Raw genomic sequence first — 20509 nt, forward strand, 5'->3', positions numbered from 1 at the left:
AGGATTGAAAATTGGTTTCAGATAATTTCAGAGTAAAGTCTTGAAATGTGCTGTATTAATTATAGTTTAATTTGTTTTTTTATCACTTTTAATTTTTATTTTTGCGTTTCAAAATTTACAGACAGTAATATAATCATTATATGAGAACGATACAATTTAGAGAAGCAATTGCCGAAGCGATGAGTGAAGAAATGCGTCGCGATGAATCAGTATATTTAATGGGAGAAGAAGTTGCCGAATACAACGGTGCTTACAAAGCCTCCAAAGGAATGTTGGACGAATTTGGTCCAAAAAGAGTTATCGATACGCCAATTGCTGAGCTTGGATTTGCTGGTATTGCAGTTGGTTCTGCTATGAACGGTTGTCGTCCAATTGTTGAATATATGACGTTTAACTTTTCATTAGTTGGAATCGATCAAATCATCAATAATGCTGCAAAAATGCGTCAAATGTCGGCTGGACAATTCCCAATGCCAATGGTTTTTCGTGGACCAACAGCTTCTGCGGGACAATTAGGTGCAACGCATTCACAAGCTTTTGAAAACTGGTTTGCCAATACACCAGGTTTGAAAGTAGTTGTTCCATCAACTCCTTATGATGCAAAAGGTTTGTTGAAAGCTGCCATTCGTGATAACGATCCAGTTATTTTCATGGAATCAGAACAAATGTATGGTGACAAAGGTGAAGTTCCAGAAGGTGATTACACAATTCCACTAGGAGTTGCTGATGTTAAAAGAGAAGGAACTGATGTAACTATTGTTTCTTTTGGGAAAATCATTAAAGAAGCTTTAACAGCTGCTGAAGAACTAGCAAAAGAAGGAATTTCATGTGAAATTATCGATTTGAGAACGGTTCGTCCAATGGATTATGATGCGATTATCAATTCTGTTAAAAAAACAAACCGTTTAGTAGTTCTTGAAGAAGCTTGGCCATTTGCTTCTGTAGCTTCAGAAATTACGTATATGGTTCAAGAAAGAGCGTTTGATTATCTTGATGCGCCAATTCAAAGAATCACTACAGCTGATACGCCAGCACCATATTCGCCAACTTTATTAAAAGAATGGTTGCCTAATTCAAATGATGTGGTAAAAGCAGTAAAAAAAGTTATGTATAGATAATAAGAAACTTACTATATTTGAAACCACGCTTAGCGTGGTTTTTTTATGCCTATGAAAAATAGTATTTTAACTTTAGTTTTATTGTTTGCTTCTGTAAGTTTTATGTCTGCTCAAACCAAAGTGAGCGGAATGGTTGTGGACAATACTGATATGCCAATTCCTTATGCCAATGTGGTTTTTAAGGGTTCAAAAATTGGTGTAGTTTCCAATGAAGACGGACGTTTTTATATTGAAGCTCCAGATAATTATGATACTTTATTGGTTTCATTTGTTGGTTTTCCAACCAAAGAAGTAAAGCTAACCAAATCGGTTAGTTATGATTTTAAAATTGTGCTAAGCGAAGGAAAAAGCTTGAAAGAAGTTGTGGTTTATGCCGGAAAAACTTCCAAGAAAAACAATCCTGCGTTGGATATTTTGAGAAAAATTTGGGAAAGAAGACGCAAAAATGGATTGAAAATGTTTAAACAATACCAATATGATAAGTATGAAAAGGTAGAATTTGACATGAATACCATCGATAGCGCGATGATGAAAAGTAAAATTTTCAAAGGAATGGAGTTTGTTTTCAAAAATGTTGATACTTCGCGAGTAACAGGAAAAACCTATTTGCCAATTTTTATCAACGAATCCATTTCGGAAGTTTATGGAGATAATCAGATTAAAAAGACTAAAGAAATTTTAAAAGCCAATAAAAACTCAGGTTTAGGAAATGGCGATGGTGTAAATACTTTTATCAAAGATTTGTACAACGATTTTGATATTTATGACAACTATTTGAATTTCTTTGATAAAAGTTTTACAAGTCCGTTGTCGCGAACCGGAATTGATGTTTACAACTATGTTTTGGCAGATACCGCAGTTATCGATAATAAACTCTGCTATAATATTGTTTTTTATCCAAGACGTAAAAACGAATTGACTTTTAAAGGTGATTTTTGGGTAAACGATACCACATTTGCCATCAAAAAAATTAATATGGCTGTAACCAAAAGCGCCAATATTAACTGGGTAAAAGATATCTATATCGAACAAGAATTTGAGGTTTTGAACGACTCTGTTTTCTTGCCAACCCGCGATTATATGATGTCGGATTTTGCTTTAAGAAAGAAAGAAGAATCCAAAGGTATTTATGGAAAACGAACAACCATGTACCAAAATTTCAAATTCAATGAAAAGAAACCTGAGAAATTCTATAAAGAAGAAATCAATTTTATAGACAATTCGGTTTACAACAAAGATGACAATTATTGGAGTGAGAATCGATTTGAGAAATTAAACAAAGACGAACAAGGCATTTATAAAATGCTTGATACGTTGAAGACGGTCAAGAAATTCCAGCGAATGTATAACTTGGTTTCCATTTTAGGAAGTGGTTATGTTGAGTTTAAAAACTTTGATTATGGACCGATTTTCTCCACTTTCGGGTATAATGAAGTCGAAGGTGTTCGAGTTCGCGTCGGTGGTAGAACTTATTTTGGACCGAATGATACTTGGCGTTTGCAAGCTTACACTGCTTATGGATTTGAAGATAATAAATTCAAATATGGTTTTTCAGGGAAATGGATGGTTGATAAGAAAAACAGAATCATTCTTTCGGGAGGAAATCGTCGCGATGTGGAACAAATTGGAGCAAGTTTAACGACTACTAATGATGTTTTAGGGAGAAGTTATGCATCGTCGGGAGTTTTTACTACTGGTGCCAATGGAAAATTAACCAACATTAATTTGACTACCATTGCCGCAGAAATTGAACCTGCTAAAAACTTCACGATGCAATTAGGATTTTCTTATCGAACCTTAGAATCGGCATCAGATACATTTAGTTTAGATTACTTTACAGATAACACTTTTACCACAATTAATAGCGAAGTAAAACAATCTGAAATCAATCTGCAATTTGAATATACACCAAAAAGAAAAACCATTGGTTATGGTGTAGAACGAAGAGAAGTTGATAGTCCATACAGCCGATTTTTTATTAATTATAGTCAAGGTTTGAAAGGTTTTATCGATAGCGATTTTGATTATCAAAAAATTCAGTTGTATTATAAACAGCCATTGATTATTGGTGCGATTGGTCGTTCTAATTTTACGGTAGAATTAGGAAAAACATTTGGTCAAGTTCCGTTAGGATTGTTGAGTGTTGTTCCAGGTAACCAAACTTATTTTATCATTGATAACACGTTTAATAATTTGAATTTCTACGAATTTGTAGCCGATCAATATGCAACGGTAAATTGGCAACACAATTTCCAAGGAAAAATATTTGCTAGAATTCCTGGTTTACGAAAATTAAACCTAAGAGAAATCATTGGAATAAAAGGAGTTTATGGAACGGTTTCTGATGAAAATAAAGCCATCAACGCTTCAGGATTAATTTATCAATCACCTGAAAAACCTTATTGGGAATACAGCGCAGGAATTGGAAATATCTTCAAAGTTTTTAGACTAGATTTTGCTTGGCGAGGCAATTACAGAGATGTTCCTGATGGAAATAATTTTACTGTAAAAGGTTCGTTTGGGTTTCATTTCTAGATTATTTTTGGTTTAAAACCTAATTTATTTATATCAAACCAGTGCTTTTAATTTAAAAGGCACTGGTTTTTTTATGCGATAATCCTTAGCATAAAGCGTAACAATTGATATGTATAGTAAATGAACTAATATTCAAGATTATATTGTTTAAATTGTTAAAAAATTGTTATTTTAGCCCGATTTTAAATAAATAAAGATGGATAATTTTATGATTTATTTGCCAATAGTAATGGCAGTTATTGGCTTAGCATTTATGCTATACAAACAAGCTTGGGTTTTAAAACAAGACGCAGGCGATGGTAAGATGAAAGAGATTTCAGATTACATTTATGAAGGCGCATTAGCTTTCTTGAAAGCAGAATACCGATTACTAACTTTCTTCGTAATTGGAGCAAGTATTGCGTTAGCTGGAATTTCTTTTGTAGTTCCAACAACGCACATTTTAATAGTTGTAGCTTTCGTTTTTGGTGCTATATTTTCTGCATTTGCAGGAAACATCGGGATGAAGATTGCTACCAAAACCAACGTAAGAACTACACAAGCGGCAAGAACAAGTTTGCCACAAGCTTTAAAAGTTTCTTTTGGTGGTGGAACCGTTATGGGATTAGGAGTTGCAGGTCTTGCAGTTCTTGGTTTAACAGGTTTCTTTATTATTTTATTCCAAGTGTTCATGAAAGGAACTTGGACTTCTACAGATGATATGACTATCGTATTAGAAACCTTAGCTGGTTTCTCTCTTGGAGCAGAATCTATCGCTTTGTTTGCTCGTGTTGGTGGTGGAATTTATACTAAAGCTGCCGATGTTGGAGCTGACTTAGTAGGAAAGGTTGAAGCTGGTATTCCAGAAGATGATCCAAGAAATCCTGCTACAATTGCTGATAACGTTGGTGACAACGTTGGTGACGTTGCTGGAATGGGTGCCGATTTATTCGGTTCTTATGTGGCAACCGTTTTGGCTGCAATGGTATTAGGTAACTATGTTATCAAAGATATGGGCGGAAGTATTCAAGATGCTTTCGGTGGAATTGGTCCAATTTTATTACCAATGGCAATTGCTGGTTTCGGAATTTTATTCTCTATCATTGGAACAATGTTAGTGAAAATATCTAGCGATGATGCTAAAGAAAAACAAGTTCAAGGTGCATTAAACGTTGGAAACTGGGTTTCTATTGTGTTAACAGCTGTTTCATGTTTCTTCTTAGTAAAATACTTGTTACCAGAAGTAATGCAAATGGAATTCTATGGTGAAGGATTAAAAGAAATTTCATCCATGAGAGTTTTCTATGCTACCATCGTAGGTTTAGTGGTTGGTGGCGTTATTTCTTCAGTGACTGAATATTATACAGGTTTAGGTACAAAACCAGTTTTGGCAATCGTACAAAAATCATCAACTGGTGCAGGAACTAACGTAATCGCTGGTTTAGCAACAGGAATGATTTCTACTTTTCCAACTGTAATTTTATTTGCTGCTGCTATTTGGGCTTCTTATGCTTTTGCAGGCTTCTATGGTGTGGCTTTGGCTGCTTCGGCAATGATGGCTACAACAGCAATGCAATTAGCCATCGACGCTTTTGGACCTATTTCTGATAACGCAGGTGGAATTGCTGAAATGAGTGAATTACCAAAAGAAGTTCGTACTCGTACAGACATCTTGGATTCAGTTGGAAACACTACAGCTGCAACAGGAAAAGGTTTTGCTATTGCTTCGGCTGCATTAACTTCGTTAGCTTTATTTGCGGCTTATGTAACCTTTACAGGAATTGACGGAATTAATATTTTCAAGGCGCCAGTATTAGCGATGTTGTTTGTTGGTGGAATGATACCAGTAGTTTTCTCTGCGTTAGCTATGAATTCGGTAGGTAAAGCGGCAATGGATATGGTGTATGAAGTACGTCGTCAGTTTAGAGAAATTCCAGGTATCATGGAAGGTAAAAACAAACCAGAATATGGTAAATGTGTTGAAATTTCTACTAAAGCAGCGTTGCGTGAAATGATGTTGCCAGGTATTTTGACTATTGGTTTCCCTATTGCTATTGTACTTTTAGGTAAATTAGTTTATGCTGATAACAACCAATTAATCGCTGAAATGTTGGGTGGTTATATGGCTGGAGTTACCGTTTCAGGTGTGCTTTGGGCAGTGTTTCAAAACAATGCTGGTGGAGCATGGGATAATGCTAAAAAATCATTCGAAGCAGGTGTTGAAATCAACGGAGAAATGACATACAAAGGTTCTGATGCTCACAAAGCGGCTGTAACTGGAGATACTGTTGGTGATCCATTTAAAGATACTTCTGGTCCATCGATGAACATTTTAATTAAATTAACGTGTTTAATTGGATTGGTAATTGCTCCAATTTTAGGTGGTCATGAAGCGGGTGCAACTACTGCAAAAGCTTCTTGTTGTGTTAAAACAGAACAAAAGTTGGATTGCTCAAAATGTGATACTGCTATGATGGCATCAATGACTAAGGAAGAATGTGCAAAAATGTGTGATGACAACGGTTGTTCTGCTGAGTGCAAAGAAAAATGCATGTCAATGTATGACGAAAACGGAAAATTCAAAGGTGAAGTTGCTACTGAGGAAGTAGAAGTAGTTCAAGAAGTGGATACTTTGAAACAGGAGTAGATTTACACCCTTATATACTTTTATTAAAAATGCCTTTCAATTTTGAAAGGCATTTTTGTTTGGATTAGTATAAATATAGATTACTTATATCATAAGTTTGGTAAGGCTTTCCCATAGCGATGGCATAGGGTTGCTATATCGTTAGTGCGACATAGATGCGACATGGTGTTTCTAGTTCTATCCTTTTTGCAATGCAAATTTGTAAAACTGATGTGAAGGTAATAAAAATAATGTAGCTGTTTTGTTTTTTAAATTACTTTTAAAAAATGGTGGTTGTGCAACAGTTACGGCTGTTATTTGATAGCGAGTTACTCTAAGTCAAGCTCTTTTTTTATGATTTGAGTTTCATTTTTTCTATCTGATTTTCTTCTTTCAGATTTTTTCTTTTGAATATACTTATTGATATTCCCAATACACATTTCATATTCCGCAAACCATGAACCTTGTTTAATCATTATACCGTTCATAGAACAAGTTTCGTAACCGCAATTATGTTTTGAATATTCTCCAAAATTTTGATGTCTAATTCTTTTTTCTCGTAATATTTTTTCTTGATACTTGCGTATTTTTCGCCACATTTGTTCTTTGTCTCCATTTGTAAGTTCTAATCCTAAAGCTTCAACTTTGATATAAGTCCATGGATCTTTAACTTGAAGGAAGTCAAATGTTTTCTGAAATATGGTATTAGCTAAATCACGAACCTTTATTTTTTCCTCAAGGCTTAACTTTTCATTCTCAGAAATAGAACGATAAAGACCTAAAGTATTGAAATCTGAATAGTTTTTATGATTTTCAATATAGAATTGATATTCTTTAAAACTCAGGCTATTAAATTGTTTTCCGATTTCCATTGTTCTCATTTATGATAAATGTGATTTTTTCTTACCTAAGGAACAACCCTGATAGCGTGGATTTCCAATCCATACCCGCAAACCACTTCATAACAAATATACAAATTTCCCCCAAAACCCATCACCACAATAAATCAATCTGTTAAAATCAGTGCAATCCGTGGCAAAAACCTTTGCTACAACCCTTAAAATCCCAAAAACCCAACAAAATCAACCCTTTGCTTACCAGTTAGACACGTTTGCTTACCAGTTAGACGCGTTTGCTTAACAGTTAGACGCGTTTGCTTAGCAGTTAGACACGTTTGTTTACCAGTTAGACACGTTTGCTTAACAGTTAGACGCGTTTGCTTCACCGACAGACACGTTTGTTTTACTGTCAATGTCTTTTGCTTTACTGTCAATGTCCTTTGCTTTACTGTCAATTTTTTTTGCAGACCAAACATTTTTGTTCATTAACCACTAAACCATACTAATTTTATGGCAATCTTTACACGCAGTCAAAGCAATTGTTTTGACACCCTTTTTTACAGCAGTTATACAATACAACTAGTATTCTGCTTTTTTTTAAAACAAGAAAAATAGCAAGCAGCTTGTTTTTTACCTAAATTTAGCCATTGCTAATTGTATCTATTTATGTCCAAAAAACTGCTATTATTATTCCTACTGCTGTTCAATCTTTCCTTTGCACAAGAACAGTTGCCTTTAATTCCGCAGCCCAAATCAGTTCTATTAGGAAAAGGAAGTTGCACTATAACAGCTAAAACTACTATTCAAGCGGATAAAAATTCATTTGAAGCAAACTATTTAAAAGAAGTAATCAAAGCACAAACGGGCTTAGATTTAAAAATAACTTCTAAAAATAGTTCCAATAGTATTCAACTTATCTTAAAATCACCCGATGCTACAAACGTCAATAAAGAACACTATAAATTAAGTAGCTCACGCAATAAAATTGTGATAACCGCTTTTTCAAATCAAGGCATTTTATATGGAATTCAAACACTTTCTCAATTACTTCCACTAGAAAAATCCGCTGAAATTCGAGTTCCTTGGATAAGAATTTCTGACCAACCAAAATACGCTTGGCGCGGAATGCATCTTGATTGTGCGCGACATTTTTTTCCAAAAGAATTCATCAAAAAATACATCGATTATCTCGCCATGTACAAAATGAATACCTTTCATTGGCATTTAACCGATGGCCAAGGTTGGCGCATCGAAATAAAAAAATACCCAAAACTGACTGAAATTGGCGCTTATCGAAACGGTTCCATGGTAGGTCATTATTCCGACCAAAAGTTTGATGATAAACGCTACGGCGGATTTTATACTCAAGACGATATCAAAGAAATTGTTGCTTATGCAAATCTACGACACATTACGGTAGTTCCAGAAATTGAAATGCCCGGTCATGCCGTGGCAGCATTAGCAGCCTATCCTGAATATTCCTGTACTGGCGGACCATTTGAAGTGGGTAAAATTTGGGGCGTTTTAGACGATGTTTTTTGTCCAAAAGACGAAACCTTCACTTTTCTAGAAAACATTCTGTCCGAGGTTATCGATTTGTTTCCTTCCAAATACATTCATATCGGTGGCGATGAATGTCCAAAAGTGCGCTGGAAAGCCTGTCCAAAGTGCCAACAGCGTATGAAAACCGAAAATCTAAAAGACGAACACGAGCTACAGAGTTATTTCATCCAAAGAATTGAAAAATTTGTAAATGCCAAAGGTCGAAAAATCATCGGTTGGGATGAAATCCTCGAAGGCGGATTAGCTCCCAATGCAGCAGTCATGAGCTGGCGCGGAACCGAAGGTGGCATTGCAGCTGCCAAAGAAAAACACTATGTAGTCATGTCGCCAGGTTCACACTGTTATTTTGATCATTATCAAGGCGAACCTAAAAATGAACCCATCGCTTTTGGCGGCTATACACCAGTAGAAAAAGTGTACTCTTTTAACCCAACACCAAAAGAATTATCCGCAGATGAAGCACAATACATTCTCGGTGCACAAGCCAATCTCTGGACGGAATATATTGAAACGCCAAGCCATGTAGAGTATATGATTTTCCCAAGAATGTTAGCCTTATCCGAAGTAGTTTGGGGAACATCAAATCCTGATAAATTTGCCGATTTTCAAAACAGAATGATACAACATTTTGATATTTTTGATAAAAAAGGTATCAATTACAGCAAATCCAGATGAAATTCGAGCTTTAAAATCTATTTTAAAATGAAAACTAGCTTCACAAAGTGTTTTTTGAAAAGCTCGTATTCTAAGATAAAAAACAAATTAGTAACTGAAATGAAAAAATTAAACATCATGCATATTCAATTAATTTATGTAGTATTAGTTCTATTTGTATCTTGTGATAAACAGGTTTATTACAAGACGTTTGATTATAAAACCATGACTTTTGTTGAACCAACTGAAAAAACAGACCATTGTGTTAGATTTATAAGTCAAACGAAAGATAAAATAGAATTAGAAGTGATGTACAATGATTTCAAAATAAAAAGAACATTTTTAAAAAAAGAGAATTACTGGTATTCAAAATTTAAATATGAAGAACCTAGCTTTCCAAAATTAAAAGTTGCTTATGGCGGTATTCATGAGTTACATTATTACATATTTGAAGACCATGTAGTTTATAAAGATGATGCATATTTAGTTTATGTAGATTTAATTAATAATAAAATGTATCTATTTGATGAGTTACAAATAGAGGATTATAAATATGTTACACTAAAAGACCTTCAAACAAAAGAGTATGATGTTGTTGATTATTACGTTAATTTTGATACTTTATATGAAAGAGATAGAGGTTATGATAGTAAAGGAAATTTATTAGAAGAAGTTATAAATAACCATTCAAATGCACCCCTTTTGGATATTTTCTTTTGGATGGATGAGGATATTTATTATTTAGGTGCAACTAAGGTTCCAATTTATGATTAGTGTTTTATCAAATGCATTGTTCAATGAAAATAAAAAAGACTTTCAACCATGAAAGTCTTTTTTATTGTAATGATAGCTGAAAAATGGATTACAAAAATGCCCAAGCCATTCGCTTCAAACTATTTTAAAACAACCCGTTTAACTCGGCGTCAATTCTATTGATAATCATTCCTAAATCTTCGGGATTGTTGACAAAATCAATGTTGTCAACGTCTATAATTAATAGTTTTCCTTTGCTGTAAGTACTAATCCAAGCTTCATAGCGTTCGTTCAATCGGCTTAGGTAATCAATCGAAATCGAGTTTTCATAATCGCGTCCGCGTTTGTGAATTTGTCCCACAAGATTTGGGATGGAACTTCGCAGGTAAATCAACAAATCGGGTGCGCCAACCAATCCTTCCATCAATTCAAATAGTGAAGCATAGTTTTCAAAATCACGATTGGTCATTAAACCCATCGCATGAAGATTGGGTGCAAAAATATGTGCATCTTCATAGATTGTTCTATCTTGGATGATGTTTTTTCCGCTTTCGCGAATTTGCAAAACCTGACGAAATCTGCTGTTGAGGAAATAAATTTGCAAATTGAAACTCCAGCGTTCCATTTGATGATAAAAATCGTCCAAATAAGGATTGTCAACTACATCTTCAAAATGAGGTTCCCATTTAAAATGTTTTGCCAAATATTTTGTCAAAGTTGTCTTTCCTGCACCGATGTTTCCTGCGACTGCTATATGCATTATGGTATTTTTATTTTATAATTCTTAATTTCTTGGCTGGTAAAAATAGATAAAATTTGGTCTTTGTAATAAAAATTTCCAAACGAATTCTCAACAATTTCTATTTCTATCACCGATTGGGTTTTGGTATTCAAGTAGTATAATTTGGTTCCAACCGAAAACAGGAGTTTTTCAGTATCAACGATTTGGATGTTTTCAAAGGCAGGAATATTGCCTAAAAGTGTTTTTTTTCCAAAGATATCGCAGGAAAACCAATTGTTGTATTCGTCTATCCAATAGAACGTATTGAAATCGGTTTGATAAAATTTAATTTCGTGCTCAATAGGAATAGGTAATTCTTTTACGGTATTTTTTAAGTAATCAAAAAGAATTAGTTTTTGATTCACAGCATTGTAAATCCAAAACTGATTTTGTCCTGCCAAACCAATTTTTGAAATGATTAAGGAGTTGTTTATTTCGGTAAAGTCTATTTTCCTAATTTCATTCAGCTGATTATCGAGCATAATGGCTGTATTGAATTGCTCGTAAAACAAGACAATTTGCAAGGGATTAATAATGTCAACCGAAGTGATTTTTCCCAGCGGAAGGTTTTTGTATTCCCAAGTTTGGTTTCCAGATTGCTTTACAAAAACATTATTTTTTATGAAATAACTGTTTCTAAAATTATCTAAACCACAATAAAAATCAGCCGAAGATTTTGTTTCTTGTTCCAAAACTGTTTTTATGCGTTGCGCATAACCAACAATTGGCATTGTAAAAAGCACTATAAAAAGACAAAAAAATATTCTCTTACTCATACAGCTAATTTAATTAAACTAAATCAATTTTTTGCAGTCTTATAATTTTTAACAAAACTTTGGTAACACTTTACTCAAACAATCGTCATATTTGTTATCGAAATGACAAAAATAATCTAATAATGAAAAAGTTTTTCTTCCTACTAACTGTTTTACTAACAACAGTTTCATTTGCTCAAAAAGAGTTTCAAGGCATGGCAGTTTATGAATCCAAAACCAGTACTGCCGATTTCAAATCACGATTTGAGGGAAACAAAGAAATTACTCCCGAAATGCAAAAAATGATTGAAGAACGAATGAAGAAAATGTTTGAAAAGACATTCATTTTAAATTTTGACAAATCGGCTTCTATATACAAGGAAGAAGAAAGACTTGATGCTCCTGGACAAGGTCAAGGCGGAATGCGAATGATGTCATCATTTATGGGTGGCGGCGGAACGCATTATAAAAATGTAAAAGAAAAAATCTATAAAGTTGATAAAGAATTTATGGGGAAAGAATTTTTAGTAAAAGATTCTTTGACTAATTATAACTGGCAAATGAGTGGCGAAACTAGAGTAATTGGTGGCTATAATTGTTTCAAAGCAACAGCTGTAATTCCAGCTAGTAAAACCGATTTTAGAAATTTCCGTCCGAAAAGAAATGACGATAAAAAAGAGGAAAAGCCAAAAGAAGAAGCTAAAAAAACTAGCTTTTTAGATGAGATAGATTTGCCAAAAGAAATTACCATCACGGCTTGGTACACGCCAGAAATTCCAGTAAGTCAAGGTCCAGAAGGTTATTGGGGTTTGCCAGGTTTAATCCTAGAAGTGAATGATGGAAAAACAACCATACTTTGTTCGAAAGTAGTTTTAAATCCAAAAGATAAAGCCGACATCAAAGCGCCAACGACAGGAAAAGAAGTTTCTCAAAAAGAATATGATGAAACGGTTATCAAAAAAATGGAAGAAATGAGCGAAATGGGTGGACGCGGAGGTTTTCAAATGGGTAGAGGAAGATAAATTTTAATTCATCAATCAATTATATCATGACAAAAGTTGTACTTATTTCATCGTTTTTGCTAATGGGTTTTTTGGCAAAAGCACAAGATTTTCAAGGAAAAGCAGAATATTTTTCTAAAATGATTTACAAAAATGGAATTGAGGAAGTTGGTGTCAAATCGGATGATGATGAGAATTTGAAAAAAGCCTATGAAGAAGCCTTAAAAAATGCTTCTGAAAAGGCATATACGTTAACATTTACTAAAACCGAAGCGCTGTTTGAGAAAAATCAAAGTCTTGAAAAGCCAAGTTCTCAAAATAATGGCGTTAGTGTTTCAATTCATATTTCAGGTGAAGGTAAAAAGTATCTAAATACAAAAGAGCGAACTAGAATTGTTGAAGATGATATTCTTGGGAAAGAATTTTTAATTGTTGAAAAATTACAACAGTTTGACTGGAAATTGCTTAACGAAACCAAAAAGATAGGAGATTATACTTGCTATAAAGCAGAAGTTACTATTCCTGTTACTGAAAAAGAGAAAAAACAATATGAAGAGTATCTAAAGAAACAGGAAAGCAAACCTTCTTTTTTTACAATGGATGAACCCAAAGAAAAAAAAGTTACAGCTTGGTATACTCCAGATATTCCTGTTAATGTTGGACCATTAAATTATTGGGGTTTACCTGGATTAATTTTAGAAATACAAGAAGAAAAAAGAATAATTCTTTGCTCAAAAGTGGTTATCAGTAACAAAGAAAATTTTAAAATTAAAGTTCCAAATGTTGGAGTTGAGGTTTCTCAGGAAGAGTTTGATGCCATACACAAAGACAAAATGGAAAGTTTAGAAAGAAGATAAAAATATTCATCAATCAATTATATCATGACAAAAGTTGTACTTATTTCATCGTTTTTGCTAATGGGTTTTTTGGCAAAAGCACAAGATTTTCAAGGAAAAGCGGAGTATTTTTCGAAAAGAATTATGAAGAAAAAAACGGAAAAAGTTGAAACAAAATCTAAAGAACCTCTTGATCCTGAACTTCAAAAAGAAATCGAAATTGCCTTAAAAAAGGCTACAGAAAAACAATATGTACTTACTTTTAATAAAACGGAGTGTTTATACGAAGAAGAACAAAAATTAGAAGAACCAAAAGGTGCTTCTGATGGGATGTCTATTTCGATAAGTTTTTCTGGTGGTGGAAAAAAATACCTTAACGTTAAAGACAAAAACAGCATTGTTGAAGATGAAATTTTTGGTAAAGAATTTTTAATCGTGGAACCATTAGTACAACCTGAATGGAAACTGATTGATGAAACCAAAAAAATTGGTGATTACAACTGTTTTAAAGCTGAACTAGTTATTCCTGTGAGTGAAAAACAAAAGAAGGAATATGAAGAGTTTTTGAAAAAAGAAGAGAAAAAACCAGCTCTTTTCAAAATGGAAAAGCCCGAAGATAAAGTCATCACAGCTTGGTACACGCCAGAAATTCCAGTGAATTTTGGTCCCGATAATTATTGGGGTTTACCAGGATTGATTTTGGAAGTAAGCGAAGAAAAACTAATTATTCTTTGTTCCAAAGTGGTTTTAAGTAACAAAGAAAAAACTAAAATCAAAGCACCCAATACAGGTGAAAAAGTATCTCAAAAGAAATTTGACGAAATCCAAAAAAAGAAAACCGATAGCATGAAAGACGAAGATGGCGTTATCATGTTTCAACATTAATTCAATTCATTTATAAGCCTACTTCATGAAAAAATTACTTTTTACACTAGTTGTTTTACTCTCATCATTTTCTTTTGCACAAACCGTTCGTTTTGAAGGAATTGTTCAAGATGATAAAAAAGCTCCACTAGAAATGGCAAACGTGATGGCGATGAACCAAACGACCAAAGCTATGGATGCGTATGCAATCACCAACGAAAAAGGAAAATTTTTGCTAAACCTAAAAACCAATTCGACTTATACTATCAAGTTGAGTTATCTAGGAATGCAAAACAAAGAAATTACGGTTACAACCCAAAGCGAAAACATTACTCAAAACATCACAATGGAAAGTGGCGGAATTGAACTTCAAGGCGTTGAAATTGTTCGTGAAATGCCGGTTTCGATAAAAGGCGACACTATTGTTTACAATTCCGATTCGTTTACCACAGGAACTGAAAGAAAGTTGGAGGATGTTCTAAAAAAACTTCCTGGAGTTGAGGTTGATGCCGAAGGTCAAGTAAAAGTGGAAGGAAAAGCCGTTACTAAATTAATGGTAGAAGGCAAAGATTTCTTTGATGGTGATACCAAATTAGGTGTAAAAAATATTCCTGCCGATGCGATTGATAAAGTTCAAGTACTTCGTAATTACAACGAAAACTCTATCATGAAAGGCGTTGAAAACAATCAGGATAATTTGGCGATGAACATCAAACTAAAAGAAGGGAAGAAGAACTTTTGGTTTGGAGATATGACTGCCGGAATTGGCGTTGGTCACGATGATGAACGTTATGTTGTAGCACCAAAAGCGTTTTATTATAGTCCAAAATACAGTATCAACGTAATGGCAAACAGCAATAATGTTGGTCAGCAAGCGTTTACCATTCAAGATTATTTCCGATTTGCTGGTGGTTTTAGAAATATTATGGGTAAAGGTGGCGGAAGCATCAATGTAGGAAGCAATTCACTCGGAATTAGCTTTTTTCAAGATAACAGAGTTAAAGAAATCGAATCGCATTTTGGCGCAACGAACTTTTCATACAATCCATCAAAAAGCTGGAGTTTAAGTGGATTTGCCATTGCAACTTCTACTTTAGTTGATACCGAAACAAATTCAACAGTCAATATTTTACGACCTAATACAACCGATGTTTCTTCAACTGAAGTTAGAGATGATGCAGGAAGTCAAAAGAATAATTTAGGATTATTCAAGTTTAGTACAACCTACAAACCAACAGCAAAGTTTCAATTGGATTATGATATTTTAACTCGAATTTCTGCTCAAAGAGAAAATAACGAATTGCAACGTCAAGTGTTTAATTATGTTTCAGGAATCGATACAAATGAAAGTGTTTTGACATCTAAAAAGCAAGATCCAGTTAATATTAATCAGAACTTGAGTTTTTATTATACGCCAACTGACAAACACGTTTTCGCTTTCGAAAGTCAGCATTTGTATCAAAACGAAGATCCGTTGTACAACGCCAATTTAGAGTTTCAGCCTTTTGACTTTTTTGGATACAATCAAACACAAAACCGCAATGATATTACGCAAAGTCGTTTTATCAAAACCAATAAACTCGATAGTAGATTGGACTATTATTATGTGTTGACACCAAAAACGAATTTGAATTTTACTTTGGCAAATTCTTATGTGTATCAAAGCTTGAATTCTTCCATTTTTCAACGATTGGATGATGGAAGTATCAACAATTTGAATGCAGCCGAAAACAATAATGACGTAAATTATCGTTTTAATGACACCTATTTAGGGTTTCATATAAAATGGTTGACTGGTAAATTTACATTTACGCCAGGAGTTACTTTGCATCGTTTTGATTTGACTAATACACAATTGGGAACCGATGTTAATCAAGAAATGTATCGTTTATTGCCCGATTTTAATATGATTTACCAAATCAAAAAATCAGAATCGTTGACGTACAATTTTGGACTGACGAATAATTTTACCAATATCAATAATTATGCATTGGGAACAATTTTCAATAGTTACAGCAGTTTGTTCTCAGGAAATCGCGATTTGACTAATTCGATAATGCAAAGTCATTCTTTGAATTATCAAAAGTTTAATATGTTCAATTTTGAAAATTATGGAGCAGTTATTAGCTATACTAGAACGACTGACGCTATCAAAACCAGAGCTTTATTTGAAGGTGTAAATCAAATTGGTTCACCATTTAATTCGCCTTTTGGTGATGAAACTTTTTCAGGAAATGTGCGTTATGGTCGTTCGTTTATGAAATATTATAAAGCAAATATCAGCGCATCGGTAAATTGGAGTAAGTTTTACAATATTCAAGTAAATCCAGTGAGTTCAATAGAAAATGTAGTCGATACCGAAAGTTTTACGCAACAATATAGTTTGACTGCTTCAACCAATTTCAAAAACTTACCTAATCTTGAATTGGGGTATTCGTATCGAGTAAGTCAATATCCAAACGACAATTTCTACACCGATAGTCCAACGGCAAAATTGGATTATTTCTTCCTAAAAAGTTTTTCATTCGTAGCTGAATATGAGTTTTTTCATTACTATAATAAAGCAAAAACCGTTGACCAAGAATATGACTTTTTATCGGCAAGTTTAACCTATCAAAAAACAAAAGCCAGTCATTGGGAATACAAAGTGGCAGCAACCAATTTATTGAACACAACATCACTAAACGATGATAGTTTCACACAGTTTTCCACCCGAAATTCACAATATAGAGTGCAACCGAGATACATTATTTTCAGTTTGAAATATAATTTGTAGCTATTCCTGCTATTCGCTATATCTTTTAAATTCATCAGGTTAGAAAAAAACCTGATGAATTTAAAAGGATGCCGCTGCTATCAGGGCTAAAAAAGTCAGTTAAATTAACTGACTTTTTTTAGTCAATTTACCATCGACATTTATTAGGCGATGATGTTTGAATTTTCCGAAAAAAAAGATATTTATACCACCATTTCGTTTCGGTAAATGGAGATTTTCTAATGTCTTCAAAGTGTTGTTTCTTGCCTTTATAAATCAATGTACACGGAATAGGTTTGCTGTATTTTCGTGACCAATAGTTAACTAAAAATCGAAATTCTGTTGCCGGTAGTATATAACCATTATAGTATTTCTTTATAGATTGGTTTTGAATAGAAATGATGTAAACATTATCTTCTTCAAAATCAAAAAGCTTAGTTTTTTTGGTATCGATTAGCCAATGATTGTTCATGCTTTTTTCAGTAACCAAATTGCTAAACATTGTCAAATTTCCAGCGTTTCCAAGACCAATATACGTTTTTAAAGTCCAAATACTAATAAGAAAAGACATGCTTGCCAACGGTAAAATATATTTTTTTTGAAACTGAAGTTTTTTCGATGAAGTTTTTTTGAAATAATGAAACGCAAACAAGAAAAGACCAATATTGAAAGTTATTCCTTGAACAAAACGATACTTGATTTTTTCAATATTTGTAAATGGCAATAAACAGTAACCAACAACTGCAATGACTATAAAAATTAAATAGATTTTCAAGAAGTAAATTGTTTTGGGCGACACTTCTTTCTTAAAATCGATAATACAACCTATCAACAAAAATAATGCAGCGGCACAAAAATCAGCAAAGAATGAAAAAGCCAAATAAAAATGGAAAAACAACAATAGTAAGGCAGTATATTTTCGGGTTTTATGGTGTAAAAGTCCAAACGGAAGTACACATTCTATAAAAATTGTTGACCATTGAAAAAATCGAGATATGTCATCCGTTATTTTAAAATTGGTATTTAGAATTCCCGAAATAGTGTTTTCGTTAATTTCATTTACACAACTAACGCAAGAATTGAAAAAATCAGTATTCAGTTTATGAAATCCAGTATAAAAATAGATTGTAATCGTGATTATTCTGAAAGAATAAGAAATAAAATCGGGTTTAATATTCAGGTTTATTCGAAAGTATTTTAAGAAAAACAAACTCCAAACTGTTAAGGAAATAAACAAAAGTATCGTGGAATGATTGCCTATTCTAGGGAAAGCTAAAATTTGTAACCCAATTAAAATAATACAATTGATGAGAGTTGCCCACCATTTTTTTGGATTAAAAATCGTTACTAACAGAAAAAAAATAAGAAAAGCAAGAATAGGAGGATTTCTATAAATGAGTTTGTGAAAATTCATCACTATTGCACCATTTAGCAAAGCTAATAGTAGCAAATAACCTTGAAGTGGTTGAATTCTATTTTCTATATTTTTGAAAAGTTGAAACAAATTTTGTAAAATTTGGAAATACAAAGTAATAAAAAAACCACCTCATTTTTGAGATGGTTTCAGATATTTTAGAATTAAAAAAATTAAATCGAAAATGCTGCTTTTACTTGATCTACGTAATCTAATTTTTCCCAAGTAAATAAATCAACAGTAACCGTTTTAGTTTCTCCATTTGGAGAAGTAAAAGTTTTAGTTACCGTTTCAGGAGTTCTTCCCATATGTCCATAAGCAGCAGTTTCACTGTAAATTGGATTTCTCAATTTTAAACGTTGCTCAATAAAATAAGGACGCATATCAAAAATACCTTCAACAACTTTACTGATTTCTCCATCGGTTAAATTTACTTTTGCAGTTCCGTAAGTGTTAACGTTGATAGAAGTTGGTTCAGCAACACCAATAGCATAGGAAACCTGAACTAAAATTTCATCAGCAACACCAGCAGCAACTAAGTTTTTAGCAATATGACGCGTTGCATAAGCTGCAGAACGGTCAACTTTTGAAGGATCTTTTCCTGAGAAAGCACCACCACCGTGAGCACCTTTTCCACCATACGTGTCCACAATAATTTTTCTACCTGTTAAACCAGTATCACCGTGTGGTCCACCAATTACGAATTTTCCAGTTGGATTGATGTGGTATTTAATTGCATCATTAAATAAATGAGCATATTGAGGATTTTTAGCAATAACTCTCGGAATTAAAATTTCGATAATATCTTTCTTGATTTTAGCCAACATTGTTGGTTCATCAGCAAAATCATCGTGTTGTGTAGAAACAACAATCGCATCGATTCTAACCGGTTTGTTATCGTCAGAATATTCTAAAGTAACCTGAGATTTAGCATCTGGACGCAAATAAGTAATCTCGGAATTTTCTCTTCTCAAATCCGCTAATTCTTGTAATAACTGATGAGATAATTTTAACGCTAACGGCATGTATTCTGCAGTTTCGTTAGTAGCATAACCGAACATCATTCCTTGATCTCCAGCACCTTGTTCTTCTTTGCTTGCTCTGTCAACTCCTTGATTAATATCTGCCGATTGCTCGTGAATTGCTGACAAAACACCACAAGAATTGGCTTCAAACATATATTCACTTTTGGTATAACCAATTTTTCTAATTACTTCTCTTGCAATAGATTGTACGTCAAGATATGTTTTTGATTTAACTTCTCCTGCCAAAATTACTTGACCTGTTGTAACCAATGTTTCACAAGCTACTTTTGATTCAGCATCAAATGCCAAAAAATTATCAATTAATGCATCAGAAATTTGGTCAGCAACTTTATCCGGATGTCCTTCGCTTACAGACTCCGACGTAAATAAATAAGCCATAACTATACTTAGTTTTTAATTTTAAATGTTATGAAGAAATGAAAGATTGCTACAACGAGCTAAAGGAGAGTTTCTGCTTTAGCATTTTTTAATGAGGTTGCAATCAGTTCAAATTTTTCCTCTTGATTTTCGGTTGCAAATGTATAAAGACTATTTCGAATAAGAAAAACAAATTCACTTTTTTTATTTTTTTAACGTAATTTTAAAATTCCTAAATACGTAGTATTTAAATATATAATACAAACTTTTAAATGTTAAATTTTCAAATTTTATTTTTTTTATTCAAAATTAGTTCAGAAGTTTGCTTCATCAAAATAACAGAAAAAATGAAATTTATTATTTGTCATATGTGTCGCATGATGTGGAATTTTCCGCAGAGGACTCATATTGCATAATTTTAAGTTTTTTAAAAAATATACAATCAAAGCCTCTGCAAACCGCAGAGGCTTTTTTTATTCTGAATTTATTTCAGAATCTGAAGGTAAAAAATAATATTTAAAATAATAATTTCAAAATGAACGTAATAGGAAAAAATATTATGAACCGTATGATGCGTATGCACATGCACATGATGATGTGGTGTTGTATTGACATATCCTATTACCAAAAGCA

General features: G+C 33.2%; 14 protein-coding genes. 9 read left to right on the forward strand and 5 right to left on the reverse strand.

Features of this window, described 5'->3' with window-relative positions:
- Nucleotides 1-140 precede the first annotated feature (140 nt).
- From G6042_RS07375 to G6042_RS07385, 3 genes are all read left to right on the forward strand, one after another.
- Nucleotides 141-1118: a pyruvate dehydrogenase complex E1 component subunit beta gene (locus tag G6042_RS07375; RefSeq protein ID WP_169523662.1), complete on the forward strand. Its 978-nt coding sequence runs from the start codon at nucleotides 141-143 to the stop codon at nucleotides 1116-1118.
- 51 nt (nucleotides 1119-1169) lie between these two features.
- A complete protein-coding gene (locus tag G6042_RS07380; protein ID WP_169523663.1) occupies nucleotides 1170-3653 on the forward strand; it encodes a DUF5686 and carboxypeptidase-like regulatory domain-containing protein in 2484 nt (827 codons plus the stop codon).
- Between the two features lie 196 nt (nucleotides 3654-3849).
- On the forward strand, nucleotides 3850-6279 hold the full coding sequence (locus G6042_RS07385; protein ID WP_169523664.1) for a sodium-translocating pyrophosphatase: 2430 nt from the start codon (nucleotides 3850-3852) through the stop codon (nucleotides 6277-6279).
- 308 nt (nucleotides 6280-6587) lie between these two features.
- Here G6042_RS07385 and G6042_RS07390 read toward each other — a convergent pair whose 3' ends face one another.
- Nucleotides 6588-7130, reverse strand: coding sequence for a hypothetical protein (locus tag G6042_RS07390; protein WP_169523665.1), 543 nt, complete (start codon nucleotides 7128-7130; stop codon nucleotides 6588-6590).
- Between the two features lie 633 nt (nucleotides 7131-7763).
- Between G6042_RS07390 and G6042_RS07395 the strand changes: the two genes are divergently transcribed.
- Together G6042_RS07395 and G6042_RS07400 are read left to right on the forward strand one after the other, a co-directional pair.
- Nucleotides 7764-9335, forward strand: coding sequence for a beta-N-acetylhexosaminidase (locus G6042_RS07395; protein ID WP_169523666.1), 1572 nt, complete (start codon nucleotides 7764-7766; stop codon nucleotides 9333-9335).
- 99 nt (nucleotides 9336-9434) lie between these two features.
- Entirely contained in the window at nucleotides 9435-10088 is a 654-nt protein-coding gene (locus G6042_RS07400) for a hypothetical protein (protein ID WP_169523667.1), read from the forward strand.
- Nucleotides 10089-10212: 124 nt separating this feature from the next.
- Here G6042_RS07400 and G6042_RS07405 read toward each other — a convergent pair whose 3' ends face one another.
- Together G6042_RS07405 and G6042_RS07410 are read right to left on the reverse strand one after the other, a co-directional pair.
- Complete coding sequence (locus G6042_RS07405; protein WP_169523668.1) at nucleotides 10213-10827, reverse strand: deoxynucleoside kinase; 615 nt, start codon at nucleotides 10825-10827, stop codon at nucleotides 10213-10215.
- On the reverse strand, nucleotides 10827-11624 hold the full coding sequence (locus G6042_RS07410) for a hypothetical protein (protein WP_211161657.1): 798 nt from the start codon (nucleotides 11622-11624) through the stop codon (nucleotides 10827-10829). The genes G6042_RS07405 and G6042_RS07410 overlap by 1 nt, the downstream gene beginning before the upstream one ends.
- Nucleotides 11625-11746: 122 nt before the next feature.
- Between G6042_RS07410 and G6042_RS07415 the strand changes: the two genes are divergently transcribed.
- From G6042_RS07415 to G6042_RS07430, 4 genes are read left to right on the forward strand one after another with little or no spacing between them, the layout of a single operon-like run.
- Nucleotides 11747-12625, forward strand: coding sequence for a GLPGLI family protein (locus tag G6042_RS07415; RefSeq protein ID WP_169523669.1), 879 nt, complete (start codon nucleotides 11747-11749; stop codon nucleotides 12623-12625).
- Nucleotides 12626-12651: 26 nt separating this feature from the next.
- Nucleotides 12652-13461 carry a GLPGLI family protein gene (locus G6042_RS07420; protein ID WP_169523670.1) on the forward strand — a complete coding sequence of 270 codons (810 nt, stop codon included), beginning with the start codon at nucleotides 12652-12654 and terminating at the stop codon, nucleotides 13459-13461.
- 24 nt (nucleotides 13462-13485) lie between these two features.
- Nucleotides 13486-14325, forward strand: a complete 840-nt coding sequence (locus G6042_RS07425; RefSeq protein ID WP_169523671.1) for a GLPGLI family protein — start codon at nucleotides 13486-13488, stop codon at nucleotides 14323-14325.
- A 25-nt stretch (nucleotides 14326-14350) separates the two neighbouring features.
- On the forward strand, nucleotides 14351-17080 hold the full coding sequence (locus tag G6042_RS07430) for a carboxypeptidase-like regulatory domain-containing protein (protein WP_169523672.1): 2730 nt from the start codon (nucleotides 14351-14353) through the stop codon (nucleotides 17078-17080).
- Between the two features lie 127 nt (nucleotides 17081-17207).
- On the opposite strand, the gene G6042_RS07435 is transcribed toward G6042_RS07430, so the two are convergent.
- Nucleotides 17208-18563, reverse strand: a complete 1356-nt coding sequence (locus G6042_RS07435; RefSeq protein ID WP_169523673.1) for a hypothetical protein — start codon at nucleotides 18561-18563, stop codon at nucleotides 17208-17210.
- An 83-nt stretch (nucleotides 18564-18646) separates the two neighbouring features.
- Nucleotides 18647-19897 (reverse strand): methionine adenosyltransferase, encoded by a 1251-nt coding sequence (gene metK / locus G6042_RS07440; protein ID WP_169523674.1) that lies wholly within the window; start codon nucleotides 19895-19897, stop codon nucleotides 18647-18649.
- Between the last annotated feature and the right edge of the window lie 612 nt (nucleotides 19898-20509).

The organism is Flavobacterium solisilvae, from assembly GCF_012911605.1.
In the GTDB taxonomy this organism is placed as follows: Bacteria; Bacteroidota; Bacteroidia; order Flavobacteriales; family Flavobacteriaceae; genus Flavobacterium; species Flavobacterium solisilvae.

What these genes read in the sequence shown, in the direction of transcription:
- G6042_RS07425 (WP_169523671.1), top strand. Translation starts at nt 13,486, where the DNA reads ATGACAAAAGTTGTACTTATTTCATCGTTTTTGCTAATGGGTTTTTTG.
- metK (WP_169523674.1), bottom strand. Translation starts at nt 19,897, where the DNA reads ATGGCTTATTTATTTACGTCGGAGTCTGTAAGCGAAGGACATCCGGAT.
- G6042_RS07375 (WP_169523662.1), top strand. Translation starts at nt 141, where the DNA reads ATGAGAACGATACAATTTAGAGAAGCAATTGCCGAAGCGATGAGTGAA.
- G6042_RS07400 (WP_169523667.1), top strand. Translation starts at nt 9,435, where the DNA reads ATGAAAAAATTAAACATCATGCATATTCAATTAATTTATGTAGTATTA.
- G6042_RS07395 (WP_169523666.1), top strand. Translation starts at nt 7,764, where the DNA reads ATGTCCAAAAAACTGCTATTATTATTCCTACTGCTGTTCAATCTTTCC.
- G6042_RS07405 (WP_169523668.1), bottom strand. Translation starts at nt 10,827, where the DNA reads ATGCATATAGCAGTCGCAGGAAACATCGGTGCAGGAAAGACAACTTTG.
- G6042_RS07385 (WP_169523664.1), top strand. Translation starts at nt 3,850, where the DNA reads ATGGATAATTTTATGATTTATTTGCCAATAGTAATGGCAGTTATTGGC.
- G6042_RS07380 (WP_169523663.1), top strand. Translation starts at nt 1,170, where the DNA reads ATGAAAAATAGTATTTTAACTTTAGTTTTATTGTTTGCTTCTGTAAGT.
- G6042_RS07390 (WP_169523665.1), bottom strand. Translation starts at nt 7,130, where the DNA reads ATGGAAATCGGAAAACAATTTAATAGCCTGAGTTTTAAAGAATATCAA.
- G6042_RS07415 (WP_169523669.1), top strand. Translation starts at nt 11,747, where the DNA reads ATGAAAAAGTTTTTCTTCCTACTAACTGTTTTACTAACAACAGTTTCA.
- G6042_RS07420 (WP_169523670.1), top strand. Translation starts at nt 12,652, where the DNA reads ATGACAAAAGTTGTACTTATTTCATCGTTTTTGCTAATGGGTTTTTTG.
- G6042_RS07410 (WP_211161657.1), bottom strand. Translation starts at nt 11,624, where the DNA reads ATGAGTAAGAGAATATTTTTTTGTCTTTTTATAGTGCTTTTTACAATG.
- G6042_RS07430 (WP_169523672.1), top strand. Translation starts at nt 14,351, where the DNA reads ATGAAAAAATTACTTTTTACACTAGTTGTTTTACTCTCATCATTTTCT.